Source organism: Microbispora sp. CSR-4 (assembly GCF_008033685.1).
Taxonomy (GTDB): Bacteria; Actinomycetota; Actinomycetes; order Streptosporangiales; family Streptosporangiaceae; genus Microbispora.
This window is the reverse complement of record NZ_VJVX01000055.1, coordinates 26529-44660: the sequence shown is the minus strand read 5'-3', so window position 1 is coordinate 44660 and position 18132 is coordinate 26529. Positions and strand designations below refer to the sequence as shown.

The following is an 18132-nucleotide window of genomic DNA, read 5'->3' as shown; positions in this document are numbered from 1 at the left end:
GAGGTGGAAGCGATGACCGCAGAACTGTCGGGAACCGGCGCGCTGATAACCGGGGGCACCAGCGGCATCGGGCGGGCGACCGCCCGGGCGCTGGCCCGGCTCGGCGCCCGGGTCGTGCTGTCCGGCCGAGACGAGACGCGGGGCAAGGAAGTGGTCGAGGAGATCCGCGCTCTCGGCGGCGAGGCCCACTTCGTGCGGGCCGACCTGCGCGACGAGCCGTCGGCGCGTTCTCTGGCGAGGAGCGCGACCGCGCTGCTCGGGCACGTGGACGTGCTCGTGAACAACGCCGGGATCTATCCGTTCGGGCCCACGGCCCAGACGAGTGAACGGGACTTCGACGCGGTCTTCGACCTGAACGTCAAGGTTCCGTACTTCCTTGTCGCCGAACTCGCTCCGGCCATGGCCGCCCGGGGCAACGGCGCGATCGTCAACGTGACCACGATGGTCGCCGAGTTCGGCCTCGCCGGCATGAGCCTGTACGGGTCGAGCAAGGCCGCGGTGGTGCTCCTGACGAAGTCCTGGGCGGCGGAGTTCGGCCCCCGGGGCGTGCGGGTCAACGCGGTGAGCCCCGGCCCGACGCGCACCGAGGGCACCGCCCCCATGGGCGGGGACCTCGACGACCTCGCTCAGGCCGGGCCCGCCGGACGCCCCGCGAGCCCGGAGGAGATCGCCGAGGCCATCGTGTTCCTGGCCTCGCCACGGGCGAGCTTCGTCCACGGCACGACCCTGCACGTGGACGGCGGCCGCGTGGCCGTGTGACCCGTGTGCCTCGCGCCCGGCGGCCGGCCGCCTCACGGGGCTGGCCGCCGGGCGCACCGCGTGCGTTCGGTGGGATACGTTCTAGCGGGACGGCGAGCGGCCGCGCGCCCACGGAACACGAGGAGATCAGGCACGGTGCCCGACACGCACGACCACGGGGACGCCCGCGCCACGGCATCGGCCGGCCCCGGCGGGGGACGGGCCGGCCTGCGGGCCGACTGCGCGAACTGCTTCGGGCTGTGCTGCGTGGCGCTGCCCTTCGCCGCCTCGGCCGACTTCGCGATCAGCAAGGACGCCGGGCGGCCGTGCCCCAACCTGCGCGACGACTTCCGCTGCGGCATCCACGCGCGGCTGCGCGACAGCGGCTTTCCCGGCTGCACCGTCTACGACTGCTTCGGGGCGGGGCAGAAGGTCTCGCAGGTCACCTTCGGCCGTAGCTGGCGCGACGATCCGGGGATCGCGGCGCAGATGTTCGAGGTCTTCCCGGTCGTACGGCACCTGCACGAGCTGCTGTGGTATCTGGACGAGGCGATGTCCCTGCCGGTGACCCGCCCCATCCACGCCGAGCTGCGCGCCGCGTTCGAGGAGACCGAACGCCTGACCACGGGCACCCCCGCCGACCTGCTGGGGGTGGACGTCGCCGCCCACCGCGACAAGGTCAACGTGCTGCTGCTGCGGACGAGTGAGCTGGTGCGGGCGTCGGCCGGGGGCCGTGCCGCCGCCGACCGCAGGGGAGCCGACCTGATCGGCGCCCGGCTGCGGGGAGCCGACCTGCGCGGCGCCAACCTGAGGGGCGCCTACCTCATCGGGGCCGATCTGCGCGGAGCGGACCTGAGGGGCGCGGACCTCATCGGCGCGGACCTGCGCGGGGCCGACCTCGGCGGCGCCGACCTCACCGGGAGCGTCTTCCTCACCCAGGTCCAGGTGAACGCGGCCAGGGGAGACGCCGCCACGAAGCTGCCCCCGGCCCTCACCCGCCCGGCGCACTGGCCGGCCACGCAGGCCGGCCCGTCCGCCGCGCCGGAACGGGCCTCCACCCGCCGTCCGCGCCCCCGCCGCCGGCGCGGGTAGCCACCGGCCCGCCGCACGCGCCGGCGACCGGGAGGTATCGCAGAGGAACGCAGGCTCACGACCGGCTCGGCGCGGCTCCTGCCGGGCGGCGCAGCGGGGCGCGCAGGTCGTCCAGGTGCGCGGCCACCGGGCCGAGTGTCAGCATGCCGCTGCCCGCCCCGGCCAGTTCGCCCGCCGCGGGCAGCAGCGCGGCGTGGGCGCGTTCCATCGTCGTGCGGTCGCCCAGCGCGAGTGCCGCCCGTGCGGCGAGGCACCACAGGGCCTCCGTCAGCAGGTCGTGCGGAGGCTCGGGCAGGGCACGCAGCGCCGCCGCCGCCTCGGCGCGGCGGTCGCGCGCCAGCAGCACCAGGGGCCTGGCCCACGGCGCGTACGGCCCCCCAGTCGACGTGCTCACCGGCGGGATCGGCGCCGGGCGGGGGCTGCCCGTGCCGCAGGCGCAGGCACAGCAGCGCGAGCGGCAGCAGGCCGTGCTCCACGCCCGGCATGCCGGCGCACGAGCGGCCCCTGGCGGGCGCGTTCACCGCGTGGTATCGGGCGCTGCGCCTGGACCTGCGCGGGGTCGTCGGACCGGGTCCAGATGGCCGGGACGTCGAAGGCGCCGATCACCCGTGCGGTCAGCTCCGCGTCGCCGAGTTCCTCGGCCGCCTCGACGGTGGCCACGCGGTGCTCGCGCGCCGCCCGCAGGCCGCCCGCCCCAGGTCCAGCCGGGCCTGCGCATGCCGTTCGACCGCGTGCAGCCGCAGCTCGCCCAGGCGGGAGCGTTCGGCACGGGCCCAGCGCCGCCCTGGCCGCCGATCACACGGTGATCTGTCCCGACCTGCGCGGTTACGGCGACAGCGACAGGCCGGCCGAGGCCGGGCGCGACACCTACTCCAAGCGCACGATGGCAGCCGACGTCGTCGCCCTGGCGCGGGCGCTCGGGCACGAGCGGTTCGCGCTGGCCGGGCACGACCGCGGCGCGCTGGTCGCCTTCCGCGCCGGGCTCGACCACCCGGCCGCGATCAGCCACCTGGCCTGCCTCGACGTGCTGCCGACGCTGGACATGTGGGAGGTGATGCACGGCGCGGGCGCCGCCGTCGGCTTCCACCTCTACCTGATGGCCCAGCCGCCCGGCCTGCCCGAGCGGATGATCGGCGCGAGCGCCGACGCCTTCTTCGGCCACTTCCTCGACGTCTGGGCCCCCGACCTGGTGCACACGACGGTCGCGAGCGGGCACTTCATGGCGGAGGAGGACCCGGCGGGCGTCGCCGGGGCACTGCGCGCCCTGCTCACCCGCTGATTCACCCGCTGATTCACTCGCGCCGGTTGTTGCGGTTGGCGATGATGACGGCGAACGGCGGGATCACCAGCGCCACCGCGGACATCACCAGGGCGGCCACGGGCGAGATCTCCCGCACGACCGTTCCGGCCAGGACGAACAGCGTGAGACACGTGGCCATCATGATCAGGTACGTCCGCTTGCGGCGCTGCACGGTGTTCAGCCTATTTCCCGAGAACGGCCGGGGCCGGTGGGGTCAGCAGGCGACGTCGGCGGGCGGGAGCGTGCCGGTGATGCGGCACGCCCGGCCCCCCGGGACCGCCTCCGGTGGTGAGCAGCACGCCGCGCCGCCGGGCGGGGTCGGTCGCGGGCAGCCGCGAGATGGTGATCGTGATCGTCCGGCCGGGGGGACGGCGGTGGTCGAGCGGCACGGTGACCTCCGCGCACGAATCAGCGGGGACGTACGCGCTGATCCGGGGCACATCCCGGGCACCCGCGTGTGAAACTTTCCCCATGCTCCCTGCCTTGACAGGGCCCGCGGACGCTCCGGCACAGCGGCCGGACATCTTTCTTCCCGGGGGTGTGTCCGGATCCGGGGGCCGGCTTCGACGTCCCTGACGAAGCGGTGCGCAGGACGCCCGCCGGAGAGGAGCGAACGGTGAAATACATGATCATGCTGTACGGCTCGCAGCAGGACTACGACGCCCTGGCGGGACGGCCGGGCGACGGGCCCGCCTGGTCGGCCGAGGAGGCCGCGGCCATGCACGCGTTCATGGGCGAGTGGAACGAGGAGCTGGTGAAGTCGGGGGAGTTCGTCGATGCCCAGGGCCTGACCGCCCCCGTCCACGCCCGCAGGATCCGGCTGCGTGAGGGCGTCCCCGTCGTCACCGACGGCCCGTACGCCGAGACCGAGGAGGTCCTGGCCGGCTACACGATCGTCGAGTGCGACAGCTTCGACCGGGCCACGCAGATCGCCGCGCGCCTGGCGAACACTCCCCATCCCGAGAGCGCGGTGGCCCGCGACTGGTATGTGGACATCCGCCCGATCGACGAGTGGCAGGCCGAGCCGGAGCTGTGACGACGCCTGACGGCGAGACCGAGGACCTGCTGCGCCGCCTGGCGCCGCGGGTCCTCGGCGCGGTCGTGCGCCGCTACGGTCACTTCGACGCCGCCGAGGACGCCGTGCAGGAGGCGCTGCTGGCCGCCGCCGTCCGCTGGCCGCAGGACGGCCTGCCGGACAACCCGATGGGCTGGCTCGTCACCGTCGCCGCCCGCAGGCTCACCGACCTGCTGCGCGCCGAGCAGGCCCGGCGCGAGCGGGAGGACACCGCGGGCAGGCGGGCGCTTCCGGAGTGGCGGCTCGCTCCCGCCGCGGACGCTCCGTCGGCGGCCGGGGCCGACGACACGCTGATCCTGCTGTTCCTGTGCTGCCATCCCGCGCTGTCGCCCGCGTCGCAGATCGCCCTGACCCTCCGCGCGGTCGGCGGCCTGACCACCGCGCAGATCGCCCGGGCGTTCCTGGTGCCGGAGGCGACGATGACGCGGCGCATCACCCGGGCGAAGCAGCGCATCAGGGACAGCGGCCTGCCGTTCGGCATGCCCGCCGAGCCCGACCGCGACGCGCGGCTGCGCGCCGTGCTCCACGTGCTCTACCTGATCTTCACCGAGGGGTACGCCGGGGAGACCGGGCTCGGCCGGGAGGACCTGACGGCCGAGGCGATCCGGCTGGCCCGCCTGGTCCACCGGCTGCTGCCGGACGACGGCGAGACGGCCGGGCTGCTCGCGCTGATGCTGCTCACCGACGCCCGCCGCGCCGCGCGTACCGCCCCCGACGGCACGCCGATCCCGATGGCCGAGCAGGACCGCGCCCTGTGGGACGCCGCCGGCATCGCCGAGGGCGTGAAGCTGGTCGAGGCGGCGCTGTCGCGGGGTGCGCCCGGGCCCTACCAGGTGCAGGCGGCGATCGCCGCCCTGCACGACGAGGCGCCGAGCGCGGAGGCGACCGACTGGCCGCAGATCGCGGCGCTGTACGAGGTGCTGGCGGGGATGTCGGACAACCCGGTGACGCTGCTGAACCACGCGGTGGCGGTGGCGATGAGCCGGGGCCCGCGCGCGGGGCTCGACCTGCTCGACGGGCTGGAGGACGACGAACGGCTCGCCCGCGACCACCGCCTGCCCGCGGTGCGCGCGCACCTGCTGGAGATGGCCGGGCAGCGGGCGACGGCCCGCGAGGCCTACCTGGCGGCGGCCCGGCGGGCGGCCACGCTGCCGCGCCGCCGCTACCTGTACGCCCGCGCCGCCCGCCTGGGTGACGCCACCTGACGAGCGCCACCTGACGAGCGACTCGTCCACCAGGTGAAACAGGCGCTGCGGCTGGGTGTGCTGCGGCCCGGCGACCAGCTGCCGACCGCTCGCGAGGTGGTCGAGAGCCTGGCCATCAACCCCAACACGGTGCTCAAGGCCTACCGGGAGCTGGAGCGCGAAGGTCTTGTCGAGGGACGGCCGGGGATGGGGACGTTCGTCCGGCAGGGCATCGCGGGCCCGACGCTCGCCGACCACACCCGGCTGCGACGCGGCCTGGAGGCGTGGGTGCGCGAGGCCCGCGCGGCCGGGCTGGACCACCCTCATGCACGCGGCCGTCGGCCTGCTGCGGCCCGCGCTGGGCGGCGTCCGCGTCGCCGGCGAGGTGGCGTTCGTGGCACAGGACAAGCCGCTGTACGACGGCTTCACCGTCGCCGACATGCTCGCCTTCGGCCGCCGCATGAACCGGCGCTGGGACGGAGAGGCCGCCGCCGCGCGGCTCGCGGGGCCGGGCATCCCGCTGCGGCGGAAGGTGGGCAGGCTGTCGGGCGGCCAGCGGGCGCAGGTGGCGGTGACCCTTGCACTGGCGGGCCTGCCCGACCTGGTCGTGCTGGACGAGCCGCTGGCGAACCTCGACCCCCTGGCCCGCCACGACGTGATGCGTTCGATCATGGCGGAGGTGGCCGAGCGGGGGCTGACCGTACTGCTGTCCTCCCACGTCGTCTCCGACCTGGAGGAGACGTGCGACTGGCTGATCGTGCTCAACGCGGGCCGGCTGCAGGTCAGCGGCGACATCGAGGAGCTGCTCGACGGGCATCTCGTGGTCACCGGGCCGGACGACGCGCCGATCCCGGGAGCGCAGGTGGTGAGCGCGAGCCGCACCGGCAGGCAGGTCAGCATGCTGGTCAGGGGCACACCCCCGCTCGATCCCCGCCACCAGGCGCGCAGGCCGGGGCTGGAGGAGCTCGTCATGGGCTACCTGCGCAGCCCCGAGTCGGCGGCACTGCCCAAGCTGACGGGGGTGGGCGCGTGATCTGGGTGACCTGGCGTCAGCACCGGGCGCAGATCCTCGTGACGGCGGCCCTCCTGGCGCTGCTGGGGATGCTGCTGCTGGGGTCGGCCGTGGAGGCGATCCGGGTACATATCCGAGCACGCCCCGCCCGGCTGCCCCGGGCCCGCCGTGGCCTGCGGAGACCTGGCGGCGGCACTGGAGCGCCGCTACGACGCGGTCTACTCGGTGTTCGGCTGGATGCCGCTGGTGGCCCCCGCGCTGATCGGGGCGTTCTGGGGCGCACCGCTGCTCGGCCGGGAGTACGAGCGCGGCACCCACCGCCTGGCCTGGACCCAGGCGGTGCCCGTAGGGCGGTGGCTGGCGGTCAAGCTGCCGATCCTGGGGGCGGCGGTCGTGGCGGGCGGGCTGCTGCTGTCGCTCATGGTCAGCCTGTGGCGGCCGGTGTTCAGATCGGGGGCCGACTCGACGTTCGGCAACATCGGCGTGTTCAACATGGTCGGGGTGGATCCGGCGGCATGGTGGCTGTACGCGTTCGCGCTGGGCACCGCGGCAGGCGCCCTGTTCCGGCGTACGCTGCCCGCGATGGCGCTGGTCGTGGCCGGGGTGACGGTGACGATGTTCACCCTGTTCCAGCTGACGACTACTACGCCGAGCCCGCGCGCATCGAGCTGTCCGGCACCGTGGTGCTGGACGATCACGACGCCCGGCTGGTGCGCGCCGCCTGGGTGGAGCCGTCGGGCAGGGAGGTCGGCGACCCGGCTGACGAGCGACCGGGCCGGGGATGATCCAATGGAACGTCGCCGAGGCGCCGCCTCGTCAGCGGACGCTCGTCAGCGGACGCGGAGTGGAGGAGTGATCATGACGGAGAGTCTTGTGGTGGGTTCGATTCGTGATCTGCTGCGGGGGCTTGCGGTCTTCGACACCGAACTGCCGGAGTTCGACGTCGACGCCGCGCCGTCCGACCCGGTCGCCCTGTTCGTGGAGTGGCTGACCTCGGCCGTCGAGGCCGGGGTGCGTGAACCGCACGCGATGTCGCTGGCCACCGCCGACGCCGAGGGACGGCCGTCCTCCCGCGTGTTGATCTGCAAGGACCTCGCGCCGGACGGCACCTGGTATTTCGCGACCGGCGCGGGCAGCCGCAAGGGCCGGGAGCTGGCCGCCACGCCGTACGCCGCGTTGTGCTTCCACTGGCCCGAGCAGGGCCGGCAGATCCGGGTGCGGGGCGCGGCCGGGCCTGCGGACGCCGAGCGCGGCGCGGCCGACTTCCTCGCGCGTTCGCCCGGTGCGCGGGCCGACGCGCTGACCGGCCGTCAGTCGCAGGTGCTCGACGACCCCGCCGACCTCGACGCGGCCCTCCGCGCGGCGCACGCCGCGATCGAGGCCGATCCCGGGGTGGTCGCGCCGGGATGGACCGTGTACGGCGTGCGCGCGGACGAGGTCGAGTTCTGGCAGGCCGACCGCGACCGCCGACACACCCGCCTGCGCTACACCCGGCAGGACGACGCCTGGGCCCGGCACCGCCTGTGGCCCTGAGACGCGACGCCCGCCTCCACCGGGACCTGTGGTGAGCATGGAGGGACCGCTGAAGCGCCGCCTGGGCCTGGCCGACGCCGTGATGATCGGGCTGGGGTCGATGATCGGCGCGGGTGTCTTCGCCGCCCTGGCTCCGGCGGCGCGGGCGGCCGGGTCCGGGCTGCTGCTCGGGCTGGCCGCCGCCGCGGTGGTCGCCTACTGCAACGCGACCTCCTCGGCCCGGCTGGCCGCGCGTTATCCCGCCTCCGGCGGCACGTACGTGTACGGGCGGGAGCGGCTGGGGGACTTCTGGGGCTACCTGGCGGGGTGGGCGTTCGTCGTCGGCAAGATCGCCTCGTGCGCGGCGATGGCGCTGACCGTCGGCTCCTACGTGTGGCCGGAGCAGGCCCACGCGGTGGCGGTGGCGGCCGTGGTGGCGCTGACCGCGGTGAACTACGCGGGGATCCACAAGAGCGCCTGGCTCACCCGCGTCATCGTCGGGGTCGTCCTCGCGGTGCTGGCCGCCGTGGTGGTCGCAGGTCTCACCTCCGCCGCCGCGGACCCGGGGCGGCTGGACGTCGGCGCCGACGCCACCACCGGCGGGGTGCTGCAGGCGGCGGGCCTGCTGTTCTTCGCCTTCGCCGGGTATGCCCGCATCGCCACCCTCGGCGAGGAGGTGCGCGACCCGGCGCGGATCATCCCCCGCGCGATCCCGCTCGCGCTCGGGCTCACCCTGGTCGTCTACGCGGCGGTCGCGGTGGCCGCGCTCAGCGTGCTGGGCGGCGCCCGGCTGGGCGAGGCGGTCGCGCCCCTGGCCGCCGTCGTGCGGGAGGCCGGGCTTCCCGGCCTGGCCCCGGTCGTACAGGCGGGCGCCGCGGTCGCCGCGACCGGCTCGCTGCTCGCGCTGATCCTCGGGGTGTCGCGCACCACGCTGGCCATGGCCCGCGACCGGCACCTGCCGCACGCCCTCGCCGCCGTGCATCCGCGATTCGGGGTGCCGCACCGCGCCGAGCTGGCCGTCGGCGCGGTCGTGGCGATCCTGGCCGCGACCGCGGACCTGCGCGGCGCGATCGGGTTCTCCTCCTTCGGCGTGCTGGTCTACTACGCCATCGCCAACGCCAGTGCCTGGACCCTCGGCCCGGATGAGGGACGGCCGCCGCGGGCGATGCCCGTCATCGGCCTGGCCGGGTGCCTGGTCCTGGCCTTCGCCCTGCCGCTGTCGTCGGTGGTCTCCGGGGCCGCCGTGCTGGCGGCAGGCGTCGCCGTCTACGCCCTGCGCCGGGCCCTCACCTGACGCGAACGGCTTGAGACTCGCAGCCGATTACGATGAGCGGATGCGACCCGAAGCCTCAAGCCCGGTGAGTCCACAGGTGAGTCACAGGTGAGTCCCAGGGCGCTGCGCCCCGTCGACCTGGCCCGGGAGGCGGGGGTCTCCACCCAGCAGATCCGCAACTACGCCGACGCGGGAATCCTCCCGCCCGCCGAGCGGACGGCCGCCGGCTACCGCAGGTTCGACACGCGGCACCGCGACGCCCTGCTCGCCTACCGGGCGCTGGCCAAGGGGTACGGCTGGGAGGCCGCCCGTTCGATCATGCTGGCGGTGCACGACGGCGACCTGACGGGCGCGCTCGCCCTCGTGGACGCCTGCCACGCCGCGCTGCACCAGCAGCGGCTCGCCCTGCGGGCGACGGGGGAGGCGCTCGAAGCGGTGGCCGGGCAGGATCCCGGCGGCCCGGCCGCGCCGCAGTCCGCTCTGCGCATCGGTGAGGTGGCCGCCCTCCTCGGCGTACGCACCTCGGCGCTGCGGGTGTGGGAGTCCGCCGGGCTGCTGACGCCGCAGCGCGAGCCCGGCACCGGCTATCGGTGGTACGGCCCGGCCGAGGTCCGCGACGCCCGCATGATCCACATGCTGCGGCAGGGGCGTTATCCGCTGGCGCGGATCGGGGACGTGCTCGACGGCCTGCGCCGCACCGGCAGCACCGAGGCGCTGCGCGCCGCCCTCGCCGAGCGTGAAGCGGCCCTGGCCGCCACGGCCGTCGCCATGCTCGAAGGGTCGGCCCGCCTGCACGACTACGTCACCGGCTGAGCACGCCTGATTCGCTGATCCTTACGGCCTCCTAACACCTAGACTCCGCGTCACAGGCTCTGGCAGACGGCTCAGAGCCGGCGCCGGAACGGGGCGAGCGTGGCCCGCACCAGGTCGGCGGCGCCCCAGTCGGGGTCGAACTGGGCGATCACCGCCAGGTGCTGGCGCAACTGGATGATCGGCATGCGGTCGCGCCAGTCGCGGTCGAGCCCGGTCAGCTCGGCGTACAGCTCGAAGAACACCTGTGCCTCGGGCGGTGGCGCCGTCGTCCAGATGTGGGCCAGGTCGACCTCGGCCCACGTGTACGACACGGCCGGGTCGATCAGCGCGGGCCGCCCGTCGGGAGTGGCCATGACGTTCTGGGCCCACAGGTCGCCGTGCGTCAGGCAAGCGGGCCTGACCGGCAGCAGCTCGGGCAGCCGGGCGCACAGCCGCTCCAGCGCCGCCCGGTCCGCGCCGTCGAGCGCCTGCCGTACGCGCGGCTCGCCGAGCCAGCGCAGCAGGCGGTGCCGGGCGAAGAACTCGAACCCGTCGTCGTCCCAGGTGTTGACCTGGCGGCGACGGCCCAGCCAGTTGTCCCGGTGCCACCCGAACCGCGGGTGCCGTGTGGTTGTGTGCAGGCGGGCGAGCGTGTGCGCGAACCGCTCCCAGAAGGCCCTGGTGCCCGGCCGGGGCCGCAGCACGGACAGCACGAGCAGGTCGCGGCCCGCGAGGACGACCTCGGGCGTGGCGACGCCACCCGCCTCGCGCAGCACGGTGAGCCCTTCGGCCTCCGCGGCGAAGACGTCGTCCGACGGCGGCTCGCCGAACGCCTTCACGAACACCGGCGTGCCGTCGCCGCGGCGCGCGAGCCCCGCCGTCGCGGCGAGGCCACCGGTGGCGGGCTCGACGGCGGCGACGTCGGTCAGCCCGGCCGCGTGCAGGCGTTCCAGCAGCAGGGACGTCGTGTCGGTCACGGATGAGCTCCTTCTCCTCCCCTGGGGCCCGGACGAGGGCCCCGGAGCCGATCAACCGGTTTCCGCCGCCGTGGCCACTCAGCCGGCGGGGCCGGTGGGGCTGATGGGGCCGGGCCTGGTGCCGATCACGGTGGTCGCGTCCAGTTCCTCGTCGTACGTCAGGCGGGCGGCGAGCCCCGCGCGGGCGACGGCGTCCACGGTCTTGCGGGCCTGGGCCTCGCTGGTCTCCACCAGCAGGTGGCCACCCGGCGCGAGCCAGCCGTCCGCCCCTTCGACGACCCGCCGCACGATGTCGAGCCCGTCCGCGCCGCCGTCGAGCGCGACCTGCGGCTCGTGCACGCGCGCCTCCGGCGGCAGCAGCCCGATCGCGCCGGTGGGCACGTACGGCGGGCTGGCGAGCAGCACGTCCACCCGGCCCCGCAGGGCGGCGGGCAGGGCCGCGTACAGGTCGCCCTCGTACACTCCACCTCCGGTCAGCGCGGCGAGGTTGCGGCGGGCGCAGCGTACGGCGGCGGGATCGACGTCCACGGCATGCAGCTCGACCGGCCCGACGGCGGCGGCCAGCGCCGCGCCGAGCGCGCCCGAGCCACAGCACAGGTCGACGACGACCGCGCCAGGCCGGGCCAGTGCGGCGGCCTGGCGCACCAGGAACTCGCTGCGCGGCCGGGGCACGAAGACCCCCCGATCGACGGCCACCCGAAGACCGCAGAACTCGGCCCACCCGACGACGTGCTCCAGAGGCAGGCCGCGGGCGCGCTGGTCCACCATGTCATCGAGCTCGGCGGGCGTACGCGCGGCGGAGACCAGCAGACGGGCCTCGTCCTCGGCGAACACGCATCCGGCGGCCCGCAGCCGGGCCACGATCGGGGGAAGAGCGGGGGAGAAGGACAGGGACAAGGGAGAGCCTTTCGATGTGCCGAGGGCGCTCCCGCGGTCGCCTGCCTCTACGCGACCGAACGCATGGGGAGAAGGGAGCACCCGACCTGTTCAGCGGAAATGGGGCTCACCTCCTCGCGTCGTCGCCGCCGTGACCGGCACCCTACACCAGCCCGTACGCGCACCCTCACACCCCGGGCCCGGACGGCAGGGGCAGGAAGGCACGGCCGGGAAAGACGGGGGCTGGAAGGGCCGGGCCCCGAAGTGCCGGGCCCCGAAGGCAGGGGCTGGAAAGGCGGGGCCGGGAAAGGCGGGGGCCGGTCTCCCCGTGACGCGCCGCCTACCCGCGGCGCAGGGGCGGGCGGCGGGCCCAGGTGGCCCAGCGCCACAGCCACTCCAGCGGGCCCTGCCGATAGCGGCGCAGCCACAGGGTGGACCACACCCACTGGACGGCGAGGATGACGCCGGCGATCAGGAGCACGGTCGAGCCCGGCCAGGTGTGCGGCGGACCCTCGAAAGCGAGGCTCGCCACCAGCACCAGGACCGTCGCGGACAGGTAGTTCGTCAGCGCCATCCGCCCGAGCGGCGCGAACACCGTTTGCAGAACCGGCCGCAGCGGGGTCCTGAGCGCGACCAGCAGGACGCAGACGTACACCCCGGCGATCAGCAGCCCGGCCCCGGCCAGCGAGATGCTGAAGGCGCGGCTCACCGAGTCGGACCGGGTCTGGAGCCACAGCACGGGCGCCGCGGCGGCGGCCAGGACCAAGGCGAGCACGGCCGGCACCCGCGCCGACCGCTCCAGCCGGTCGATCATGCCATAGCGGACCAGTGCCGAGCCCAGCAGGAACAGCCCCGCGATCAGGACGAGCCGGTCGCCTCCGATGAGCAGCGACACGGCGATGAACACGGGGGCCAGGGCGGCGACGGCCAGGCGGGGCAGCCAGGTCGAGGGCAGCAGCACCAGCAGGCCGATGGCGGCGTAGGTGCTCAGGATGTCGCCGTGCCACAGCAGCACGAAGTGCGCCACGCCGAGCGCGAGCAGCACCAGGAGCCGGCGCAGCAGGACCACGCGCGGGCGGGCGGTGCGGGCGGCCGCGGAGTCCAGCAGCAGCGAGAACCCGACGCCGAAGAGCAGGGAGAAGATCGGGAAGAAGCGCTGCTCGACGAGCAGGCCCAGCCAGGCGGCCTCAGCGCCCCCGGGATCGGACGTCGCGGTGAACGCGCCGGTCGCGGCGATCGGCTGGACGTTGGCGAGCAGGATGCCGCACAGGGCGAACCCGCGCACGACGTCGAGCGCGGCGATCCGCGGGCGGCCCGCCGAGGTGGTGGCGTGGCCGCCCTCGCCGGGCCGGAGGCGTACGGCGGGGGAGGAGGTGTTCTCACGGTGCATGAGCCCTCATCCTGCGGACGGCGGCCCTTCGCCGTTATCGGCCGGAAGCATGGTTCCGGCCGCCCGCGACCGTACTTCCGGCCGGTTTCTCCGACGGCCCCGACATCGCCGCTCGAACAACGAGGCCCGACCGGCGCGATCCGAAGGGCATTGTTCGAACCGCGTGTGCGTTGAACGGCGCGTTTGAGCGGCCCGGAAGCGATCAGGCCTGGGCGGCTCGCCGTGCCGTCTCCTCCAGCCGGTTCCGGTAGTCCTCCCACCACTTCTGATCGCCGGAGGGCAGGTTGAGACCGCCGTCCCGCAGCCCGGCGGCTCCGTCGATGAGCTCCCTGACGATGTCGGCATGGCCGACGTGCCGGTTGAGCTCGGCGATCACGTGCACCAGGACCTGGTGCAGCGTCGCCTCGCTCCGCTCGTCCGGCCACCACGGCACACGGCCGGTCGCGTCGATCGCCAGCGCGGCGATCGTGGCGTCCGCGTGCTGCCACACCCGGCGGTACAGGCCGATGATGTCGTCACGCGACTCGTCCTCTGTGGCCCACATGTCCGCGTTGTCCTCGGAGTCGTCCTCCATCCATGGCATCGGTTCGCCGAACGGCCGTCCGAAGACCTCGCCGAAGTAGCCCGCCTCCACCCCCGCGAGGTGTTTGACGAGCCCAAGGAGATTGGTGCCGGTGGGCGTCAGCGGGCGGCGGATCTCATATTCGGAGAGCCCGTCGAGCTTCCACAGCAGAGCGTCGCGGGCGGTTTGCAGATAGCGGTGCAGGTCGTTCTTCGGATCCCATGTGGTCATCCGCGCAGTCTGCCAGCCGGCGCCGACGGCCCGCACCGGAGTTTCCGGGGTCCTGGCGTCACGTGAAACGTCCCGCCCCTGGACGGTGCCGGGGGCGGGACGGGGCGGAGCCGGGGTCACCAGACGATGAAGATGCTCTTCCAGCCGGGCCGGAGCCCTCTTCGCGACGCTCCTTGGCGGGGCTTACTTCAACGCTCGGTCATCGAATGGTAACGCTTCGCACTCGAACCGTCACCCCCTGCGCCCGTCCCCTGCATCCGGCATTTTCGCGAGAAAGTCCGCGAGGCGGTGTCGGATCGAGGCGGAGGCGTTCGTAGCAGGGGTGAGGCCGCCCACAAGGGCGGCGCCCAGCGGCGCCCAGAGAAGGAAACGCGACCATGAAGCTGACGACCATGACCCAGGTGACCCTCGACGGAGTGATGCAGGGGAACGGCGGCGCGTCGGACGAGGACCTCAGGAACGGATTCGAGCGCGGCGGATGGGCCCTGGGCAAGGGCGACGAGGAGACCCACGCGTACATCAAGGAGACCTACCAGCGCGCCGACGCGTTCCTGTTCGGGCGGCGGACCTACGAGTTGTTCGCCGGGTCGTGGGGGACCATGACGGTCGAGGACGCCCCCGGCTGGGAGCCCGTCGTGCGGGCGTTGAACACCCGGCCGAAGTACGTCGCGTCGGCCACGCTCACCGAACCGGCGTGGCCGGGCACCACCGTCCTGCCCGGCGACCTCGCGACCGCCGTCGCCGGCCTGAAGGCCAGGCCGGGAGGTGAGCTGCAGGTGCACGGCAGCGGCATCCTGACCCGGTGGCTGCTGGAGCACGACCTGGTCGACGAGATGACGCTGATCGTCGTTCCCGTCATCGTCGGCCAGGGCGTGCGGCTGTTCCCGGACGCCGGCCCGGACCTCGCGCTCGACCTGATCGAGTCGCGCGCCGACGCCAAGGGTGTGACGATCCAGGTCTACCGCCCGGCGGGGCGCCCGCAGTACGCGACACCGTGACGTCCCCGACCCGTACGCCCTCCCAGCCCCGATGCCACAGGAGATGATCTTCAGATGCGGTACCTGTTCTCCGTGATCCACGACCGCCCCGGCCTCGCCACCCCGGAGGAGGACGCCGCGATCGACGTGTTCAACGACCGGCTCCAGACCGAGGGCCACTGGGTTTTCGCCGGCGGCCTCGCCTCGCCCGGCACGGCCACCGTGGTCGACAACCGGGACGGGGCGGCGATGGTCACCGACGGGCCCTTCCTGGAGTCGAAGGAGTTCCTCGCCGGTTTCTGGATCGTCGAGGCCGCCGACCTCGACGTGGCGCTCAGGCTGGCGGCCGAGGGGTCGAAAGCCTGCAACCGGAAAGTCGAGGTGCGGCCGTTCCTGTGAACAGGATCGACGTACGCGAGGCGATCACCCAGGCCCACCGTACGGAATGGGCACGGGTGGTCGCCGCCCTGACCAGGCGCTTCAGCGACCTCGACATCGCCGAGGAGGCGGCCGCCGAGGCGTTCGCGACCGCCGTCGAGCGGTGGCCGGCCGACGGCGTGCCGCCCAACCCCGGCGCCTGGCTGACCACCACCGCCGCCCGCAAGGCCATCGACCGGATCCGCCGCGAGAGCAAACGCGACGACAAGCACAGGGAGGCGCGGATGGTCCACGACGACGACCCGCCCGAGCCGGTCGGCGTCATCGACGACGACCGGCTCCGGCTGATCTTCACCTGCTGTCACCCCGCACTGGCCATGGAGGCCCGCGTGGCGCTGACGCTGCGCATGGTCGCCGGGCTGACCATGCCCGAGATCGCCCGCGCGTTCCTGGTGGCCGAGAGCGCCATGGGGCAGCGGATCACCCGGGCGAAGGCCAAGATCAAGGCGGCGCGCATCCCCTATCGAATGCCGTCGGCGGAGGACCTCCCGGCGCGCGTCTCCGGCGTCCTCGCCGTCCTCTATCTCGTGTTCAACGAGGGCTACCTGTCCACCGGCCCCGGCGCCGATCCCGTACGGCAGGAGCTGACCGCCGAGGCGATCCGGCTCACCCGCCTGATCCGGGTGCTGCTGCCCGATGACGGTGAGGTGGCCGGGCTGCTGGCGCTGATGCTCCTGACCGAGGCCCGCCGTCCCGCCCGGGTCTCGGCCGGCGGTGACCTGGTCGCCCTCGACGAGCAGGACCGCGGGGCCTGGGATACGGCGCTGATCGCCGAGGGGCACCGGCTGGTGCGCGAGCGCCTCGCCGCTGCCGCCGCCGGGGTGGCCCCGGGCCGCTACCAGATCCTCGCGGCGATCAACGCCGTGCACACCTCCGCCCGTGACATGCGCGACACCGACTGGTCGCAGGTCCTCGCCCTCTATGACCAGCTCGTCCGCATCGATCCCTCGCCGGTCGTCGCGCTCAACCGGGCCGTCGCGGTCGCCGAGCTCGACGGCCCGGAGGTGGCGCTGGCGGCCGTCGACCGGCTTGAGGCCCGGTTGGCCGGTTATCACGCCTACCACGCCACCCGTGCCGATCTGCTGCGCCGGCTGGGCCGTGGTCGTGAGGCGCGCGCGGCCTACGACACGGCCATCGGCCTGGCGGGGAACAGCGCCGAGATCGCGTCGCTGACCCGCCGCCGCGACCGGCTCCCGTGACGCATCCCGACCCATCGTGCCCGGGGTCCCGTGACGATCACGCGTCCGGGACCCGGCTCTCGGGCTTGTCGAGCAGGCGCTTGTCGAGCAGGGTGAGGAAGAAGTCCCGCACGTCCCCGGCGAGCAGCTCGGGCACCTCCATCGCGGCGAAGTGGCCGCCGCGCTCGAACTCCGACCAGCGCCGGATGTCGTACCGCCGTTCGGCCGGCGGGTGCGGGCGAGCCGGTCGGTCAGGTCGTCGAGGTCGGCCTGGGGGATGGCGATGCGGAACGGCTTGATCACGATCTTCGGCTCCAGGGGGGTTCGTTCGCCAAGCAAACGTTAGTGTATTGAACGTTTTACTTTCGAACGATAACACATTCGTTAGTGGGTCGAACGATTTGCCTGGCGTGACTTCCTAGGGTTCCTAGGAAAAAACTTAATGGTTTGCCCCGAAATTCGGCTGCCGATAGGTTTTTGCCTATGAGGCCGATCGCCGAGCGCGAGATCCGCGCATCGTTCGTCAACTGCACAAAGGGCGAGGTCAAGCGCCTTGCCGTCCCCAGGGATCTGGACGCGCGGCCCTGGGACGACCTGGACTTCCTGGGCTGGCAGGACCCCTCCTCACCAGGTCGCGCGTACCTGGTCGCCGAGCAGGGCGACCGGCTGGTGGGGGTGGCGCTGCGCCGGGCCGCCCCGAACGCCGGACATGTACGGCGCAGCATGTGCTCGCTCTGCCTGACCACGCACACCGGTGACGGCGTGTCGCTGATGACCGCGCGCCGCGCCGGGGGCGGCGGCAACTCGGTGGGCGCCTACATCTGCACCGACCTGGCCTGCTCCCTCTATCTGCGGGGCAAGAAGGACGTCGGGCCCGGCGGGCGGATGCCGGAATCGCTCACGCTCGAAGAGAAGATCGGCAGGACCGCGGTCAACGTGAGCGAGTTCCTGCGGAAGGTGAGCGGGTGATCGCAGAAGGCGCCCGGGTGGCCGCCGCGTCCCGCGTGCGCGGCGCGACGGCCGTCGCCGGGCGTCAGTGGGTGCGGGCGTCGTACGCCGCGCGGCTGGCGAGCACGTCGTCCATGTGCGTCTCGGCCCAGGTCTTCAGGCCGCGCACCATCTCGTACAGGGAGAGACCGAGGTCGGTCAGCTCGTAGCAGACCGTGACGGGCACGGTCGGCGTCGCGGTGCGGGTGACCAGGCCGTCACGCTCCAGGGAACGCAGCGTCTGGGTGAGCATCTTCTGGCTGACGCCGGCCAGCCGGCGCGCCAGCTCCGAGTAGCGCATCGACCGGGGCTCGCCGGCGCAGCCGGCGTCCGGCTGAGGCGAGCCGCCGCCGCTGCCCAGCGCGGCCAGGATCAGCGCGACCCACTTGTCGGAGATCCGGTCGAGCAGTCTGCGGCTGGGGCACGCCGCGAGGAAGGCGTCGTATTCCGCCTTGGCCTGGGCCCTCTTCTGTGCCGCCGTCATCGTCGCCATCGGCCGCTCCTTCGATCCGGGGTGCCTTACGCACTCTGAAGTGCC

At 73.8% G+C, this 18132-nt stretch carries 20 protein-coding genes and 2 pseudogenes; 14 read left to right on the top strand and 8 right to left on the bottom strand.

Going from position 1 to position 18132, the window contains the following annotated elements:
• Window positions 1–12: 12 nt before the first annotated feature.
• Both FLV34_RS31275 and FLV34_RS31270 read left to right on the top strand, forming a co-directional pair.
• Window positions 13–759: an SDR family NAD(P)-dependent oxidoreductase gene (locus tag FLV34_RS31275; protein ID WP_147944803.1), complete on the top strand. Its 747-nt coding sequence runs from the start codon at window positions 13–15 to the stop codon at window positions 757–759.
• A 246-nt stretch (window positions 760–1005) separates the two neighbouring features.
• On the top strand, window positions 1006–1830 hold the full coding sequence (locus tag FLV34_RS31270; protein WP_222709686.1) for a pentapeptide repeat-containing protein: 825 nt from the start codon (window positions 1006–1008) through the stop codon (window positions 1828–1830).
• Between the two features lie 55 nt (window positions 1831–1885).
• Here the strand turns inward: FLV34_RS31270 and FLV34_RS41855 are convergent, their stop codons facing one another.
• Complete coding sequence (locus FLV34_RS41855; protein WP_222709683.1) at window positions 1886–2224, bottom strand: hypothetical protein; 339 nt, start codon at window positions 2222–2224, stop codon at window positions 1886–1888.
• A 381-nt stretch (window positions 2225–2605) separates the two neighbouring features.
• On the opposite strand from FLV34_RS41855, the pseudogene FLV34_RS31260 reads away from it, so the two are divergent.
• Window positions 2606–3109: pseudogene (locus tag FLV34_RS31260) on the top strand (alpha/beta fold hydrolase); the annotation flags it as partial.
• Window positions 3110–3122: 13 nt separating this feature from the next.
• Here FLV34_RS31260 and FLV34_RS31255 read toward each other — a convergent pair.
• Together FLV34_RS31255 and FLV34_RS42795 are read right to left on the bottom strand one after the other, a co-directional pair.
• Window positions 3123–3302 carry a DUF3099 domain-containing protein gene (locus tag FLV34_RS31255; RefSeq protein ID WP_142651370.1) on the bottom strand — a complete coding sequence of 60 codons (180 nt, stop codon included), beginning with the start codon at window positions 3300–3302 and terminating at the stop codon, window positions 3123–3125.
• Window positions 3303–3312: 10 nt separating this feature from the next.
• The gene (locus tag FLV34_RS42795) at window positions 3313–3570 is read right to left on the bottom strand and encodes a hypothetical protein (protein ID WP_147944800.1); all 258 of its coding nucleotides are present in this window, start codon (window positions 3568–3570) and stop codon (window positions 3313–3315) included.
• A 185-nt stretch (window positions 3571–3755) separates the two neighbouring features.
• Here FLV34_RS42795 and FLV34_RS31245 point away from each other — a divergent pair, with 185 nt between their 5' ends.
• From FLV34_RS31245 to FLV34_RS31215, 7 genes and pseudogenes are all read left to right on the top strand, one after another.
• Window positions 3756–4166 carry a YciI family protein gene (locus tag FLV34_RS31245; protein WP_205831041.1) on the top strand — a complete coding sequence of 137 codons (411 nt, stop codon included), beginning with the start codon at window positions 3756–3758 and terminating at the stop codon, window positions 4164–4166.
• Window positions 4163–5410 carry an RNA polymerase sigma factor gene (locus FLV34_RS31240; RefSeq protein WP_142651372.1) on the top strand — a complete coding sequence of 416 codons (1248 nt, stop codon included), beginning with the start codon at window positions 4163–4165 and terminating at the stop codon, window positions 5408–5410. Before FLV34_RS31245 ends, FLV34_RS31240 begins: the two co-directional genes overlap by 4 nt.
• 27 nt (window positions 5411–5437) lie before the next feature.
• Window positions 5438–5599: pseudogene (locus tag FLV34_RS42790) on the top strand (GntR family transcriptional regulator); the annotation flags it as partial.
• A 115-nt stretch (window positions 5600–5714) separates the two neighbouring features.
• Window positions 5715–6422, top strand: a complete 708-nt coding sequence (locus tag FLV34_RS31230; RefSeq protein WP_147944799.1) for an ATP-binding cassette domain-containing protein — start codon at window positions 5715–5717, stop codon at window positions 6420–6422.
• 147 nt (window positions 6423–6569) lie between these two features.
• Window positions 6570–7934 carry a pyridoxal 5'-phosphate synthase gene (locus FLV34_RS43300; protein ID WP_315985220.1) on the top strand — a complete coding sequence of 455 codons (1365 nt, stop codon included), beginning with the start codon at window positions 6570–6572 and terminating at the stop codon, window positions 7932–7934.
• Between the two features lie 37 nt (window positions 7935–7971).
• Window positions 7972–9207 (top strand): APC family permease, encoded by a 1236-nt coding sequence (locus FLV34_RS31220; protein WP_147944798.1) that lies wholly within the window; start codon window positions 7972–7974, stop codon window positions 9205–9207.
• A gap of 87 nt (window positions 9208–9294) precedes the next feature.
• The gene (locus tag FLV34_RS31215; RefSeq protein WP_142651375.1) at window positions 9295–9999 is read left to right on the top strand and encodes a MerR family transcriptional regulator; all 705 of its coding nucleotides are present in this window, start codon (window positions 9295–9297) and stop codon (window positions 9997–9999) included.
• A 71-nt stretch (window positions 10000–10070) separates the two neighbouring features.
• On the opposite strand, the gene FLV34_RS31210 is transcribed toward FLV34_RS31215, so the two are convergent.
• The 4 genes from FLV34_RS31210 to FLV34_RS31195 all read right to left on the bottom strand — a co-directional run bounded on the left by FLV34_RS31210 (window position 10071) and on the right by FLV34_RS31195 (window position 14014).
• Window positions 10071–10955, bottom strand: coding sequence for a fructosamine kinase family protein (locus tag FLV34_RS31210; RefSeq protein WP_142651376.1), 885 nt, complete (start codon window positions 10953–10955; stop codon window positions 10071–10073).
• Window positions 10956–11033: 78 nt separating this feature from the next.
• Window positions 11034–11852: a putative protein N(5)-glutamine methyltransferase gene (locus tag FLV34_RS31205; RefSeq protein ID WP_222709682.1), complete on the bottom strand. Its 819-nt coding sequence runs from the start codon at window positions 11850–11852 to the stop codon at window positions 11034–11036.
• A 319-nt stretch (window positions 11853–12171) separates the two neighbouring features.
• Entirely contained in the window at window positions 12172–13221 is a 1050-nt protein-coding gene (locus FLV34_RS31200) for a DUF418 domain-containing protein (protein WP_147944797.1), read from the bottom strand.
• 202 nt (window positions 13222–13423) lie between these two features.
• Window positions 13424–14014 (bottom strand): DinB family protein, encoded by a 591-nt coding sequence (locus tag FLV34_RS31195; RefSeq protein WP_142651378.1) that lies wholly within the window; start codon window positions 14012–14014, stop codon window positions 13424–13426.
• Window positions 14015–14391: 377 nt separating this feature from the next.
• Between FLV34_RS31195 and FLV34_RS31190 the strand changes: the two genes are divergently transcribed.
• The 4 genes from FLV34_RS31190 to FLV34_RS31170 all read left to right on the top strand — a co-directional run bounded on the left by FLV34_RS31190 (window position 14392) and on the right by FLV34_RS31170 (window position 17576).
• Window positions 14392–15012, top strand: a complete 621-nt coding sequence (locus FLV34_RS31190) for a dihydrofolate reductase family protein (RefSeq protein ID WP_142651379.1) — start codon at window positions 14392–14394, stop codon at window positions 15010–15012.
• Window positions 15013–15066: 54 nt separating this feature from the next.
• Window positions 15067–15390, top strand: a complete 324-nt coding sequence (locus FLV34_RS31185; RefSeq protein ID WP_142651380.1) for a YciI family protein — start codon at window positions 15067–15069, stop codon at window positions 15388–15390.
• Window positions 15387–16628 carry an RNA polymerase sigma factor gene (locus FLV34_RS31180; protein WP_142651381.1) on the top strand — a complete coding sequence of 414 codons (1242 nt, stop codon included), beginning with the start codon at window positions 15387–15389 and terminating at the stop codon, window positions 16626–16628. Before FLV34_RS31185 ends, FLV34_RS31180 begins: the two co-directional genes overlap by 4 nt.
• A 462-nt stretch (window positions 16629–17090) precedes the next feature.
• Window positions 17091–17576 (top strand): FBP domain-containing protein, encoded by a 486-nt coding sequence (locus tag FLV34_RS31170; RefSeq protein WP_142651382.1) that lies wholly within the window; start codon window positions 17091–17093, stop codon window positions 17574–17576.
• 64 nt (window positions 17577–17640) lie between these two features.
• On the opposite strand, the gene FLV34_RS31165 is transcribed toward FLV34_RS31170, so the two are convergent.
• A complete protein-coding gene (locus FLV34_RS31165) occupies window positions 17641–18087 on the bottom strand; it encodes a helix-turn-helix domain-containing protein (protein ID WP_142651383.1) in 447 nt (148 codons plus the stop codon).
• Between the last annotated feature and the right edge of the window lie 45 nt (window positions 18088–18132).

Coding starts and splice junctions, on each gene's coding strand:
- FLV34_RS31185 (WP_142651380.1), top strand. CDS start 15,067: ATGCGGTACCTGTTCTCCGTGATCCACGACCGCCCCGGCCTCGCCACC.
- FLV34_RS31195 (WP_142651378.1), bottom strand. CDS start 14,014: ATGACCACATGGGATCCGAAGAACGACCTGCACCGCTATCTGCAAACC.
- FLV34_RS31245 (WP_205831041.1), top strand. CDS start 3,756: ATGATCATGCTGTACGGCTCGCAGCAGGACTACGACGCCCTGGCGGGA.
- FLV34_RS31200 (WP_147944797.1), bottom strand. CDS start 13,221: ATGCACCGTGAGAACACCTCCTCCCCCGCCGTACGCCTCCGGCCCGGC.
- FLV34_RS31170 (WP_142651382.1), top strand. CDS start 17,091: ATGAGGCCGATCGCCGAGCGCGAGATCCGCGCATCGTTCGTCAACTGC.
- FLV34_RS31165 (WP_142651383.1), bottom strand. CDS start 18,087: ATGGCGACGATGACGGCGGCACAGAAGAGGGCCCAGGCCAAGGCGGAA.
- FLV34_RS31230 (WP_147944799.1), top strand. CDS start 5,715: ATGCACGCGGCCGTCGGCCTGCTGCGGCCCGCGCTGGGCGGCGTCCGC.
- FLV34_RS31190 (WP_142651379.1), top strand. CDS start 14,392: ATGAAGCTGACGACCATGACCCAGGTGACCCTCGACGGAGTGATGCAG.
- FLV34_RS31220 (WP_147944798.1), top strand. CDS start 7,972: ATGGAGGGACCGCTGAAGCGCCGCCTGGGCCTGGCCGACGCCGTGATG.
- FLV34_RS31275 (WP_147944803.1), top strand. CDS start 13: ATGACCGCAGAACTGTCGGGAACCGGCGCGCTGATAACCGGGGGCACC.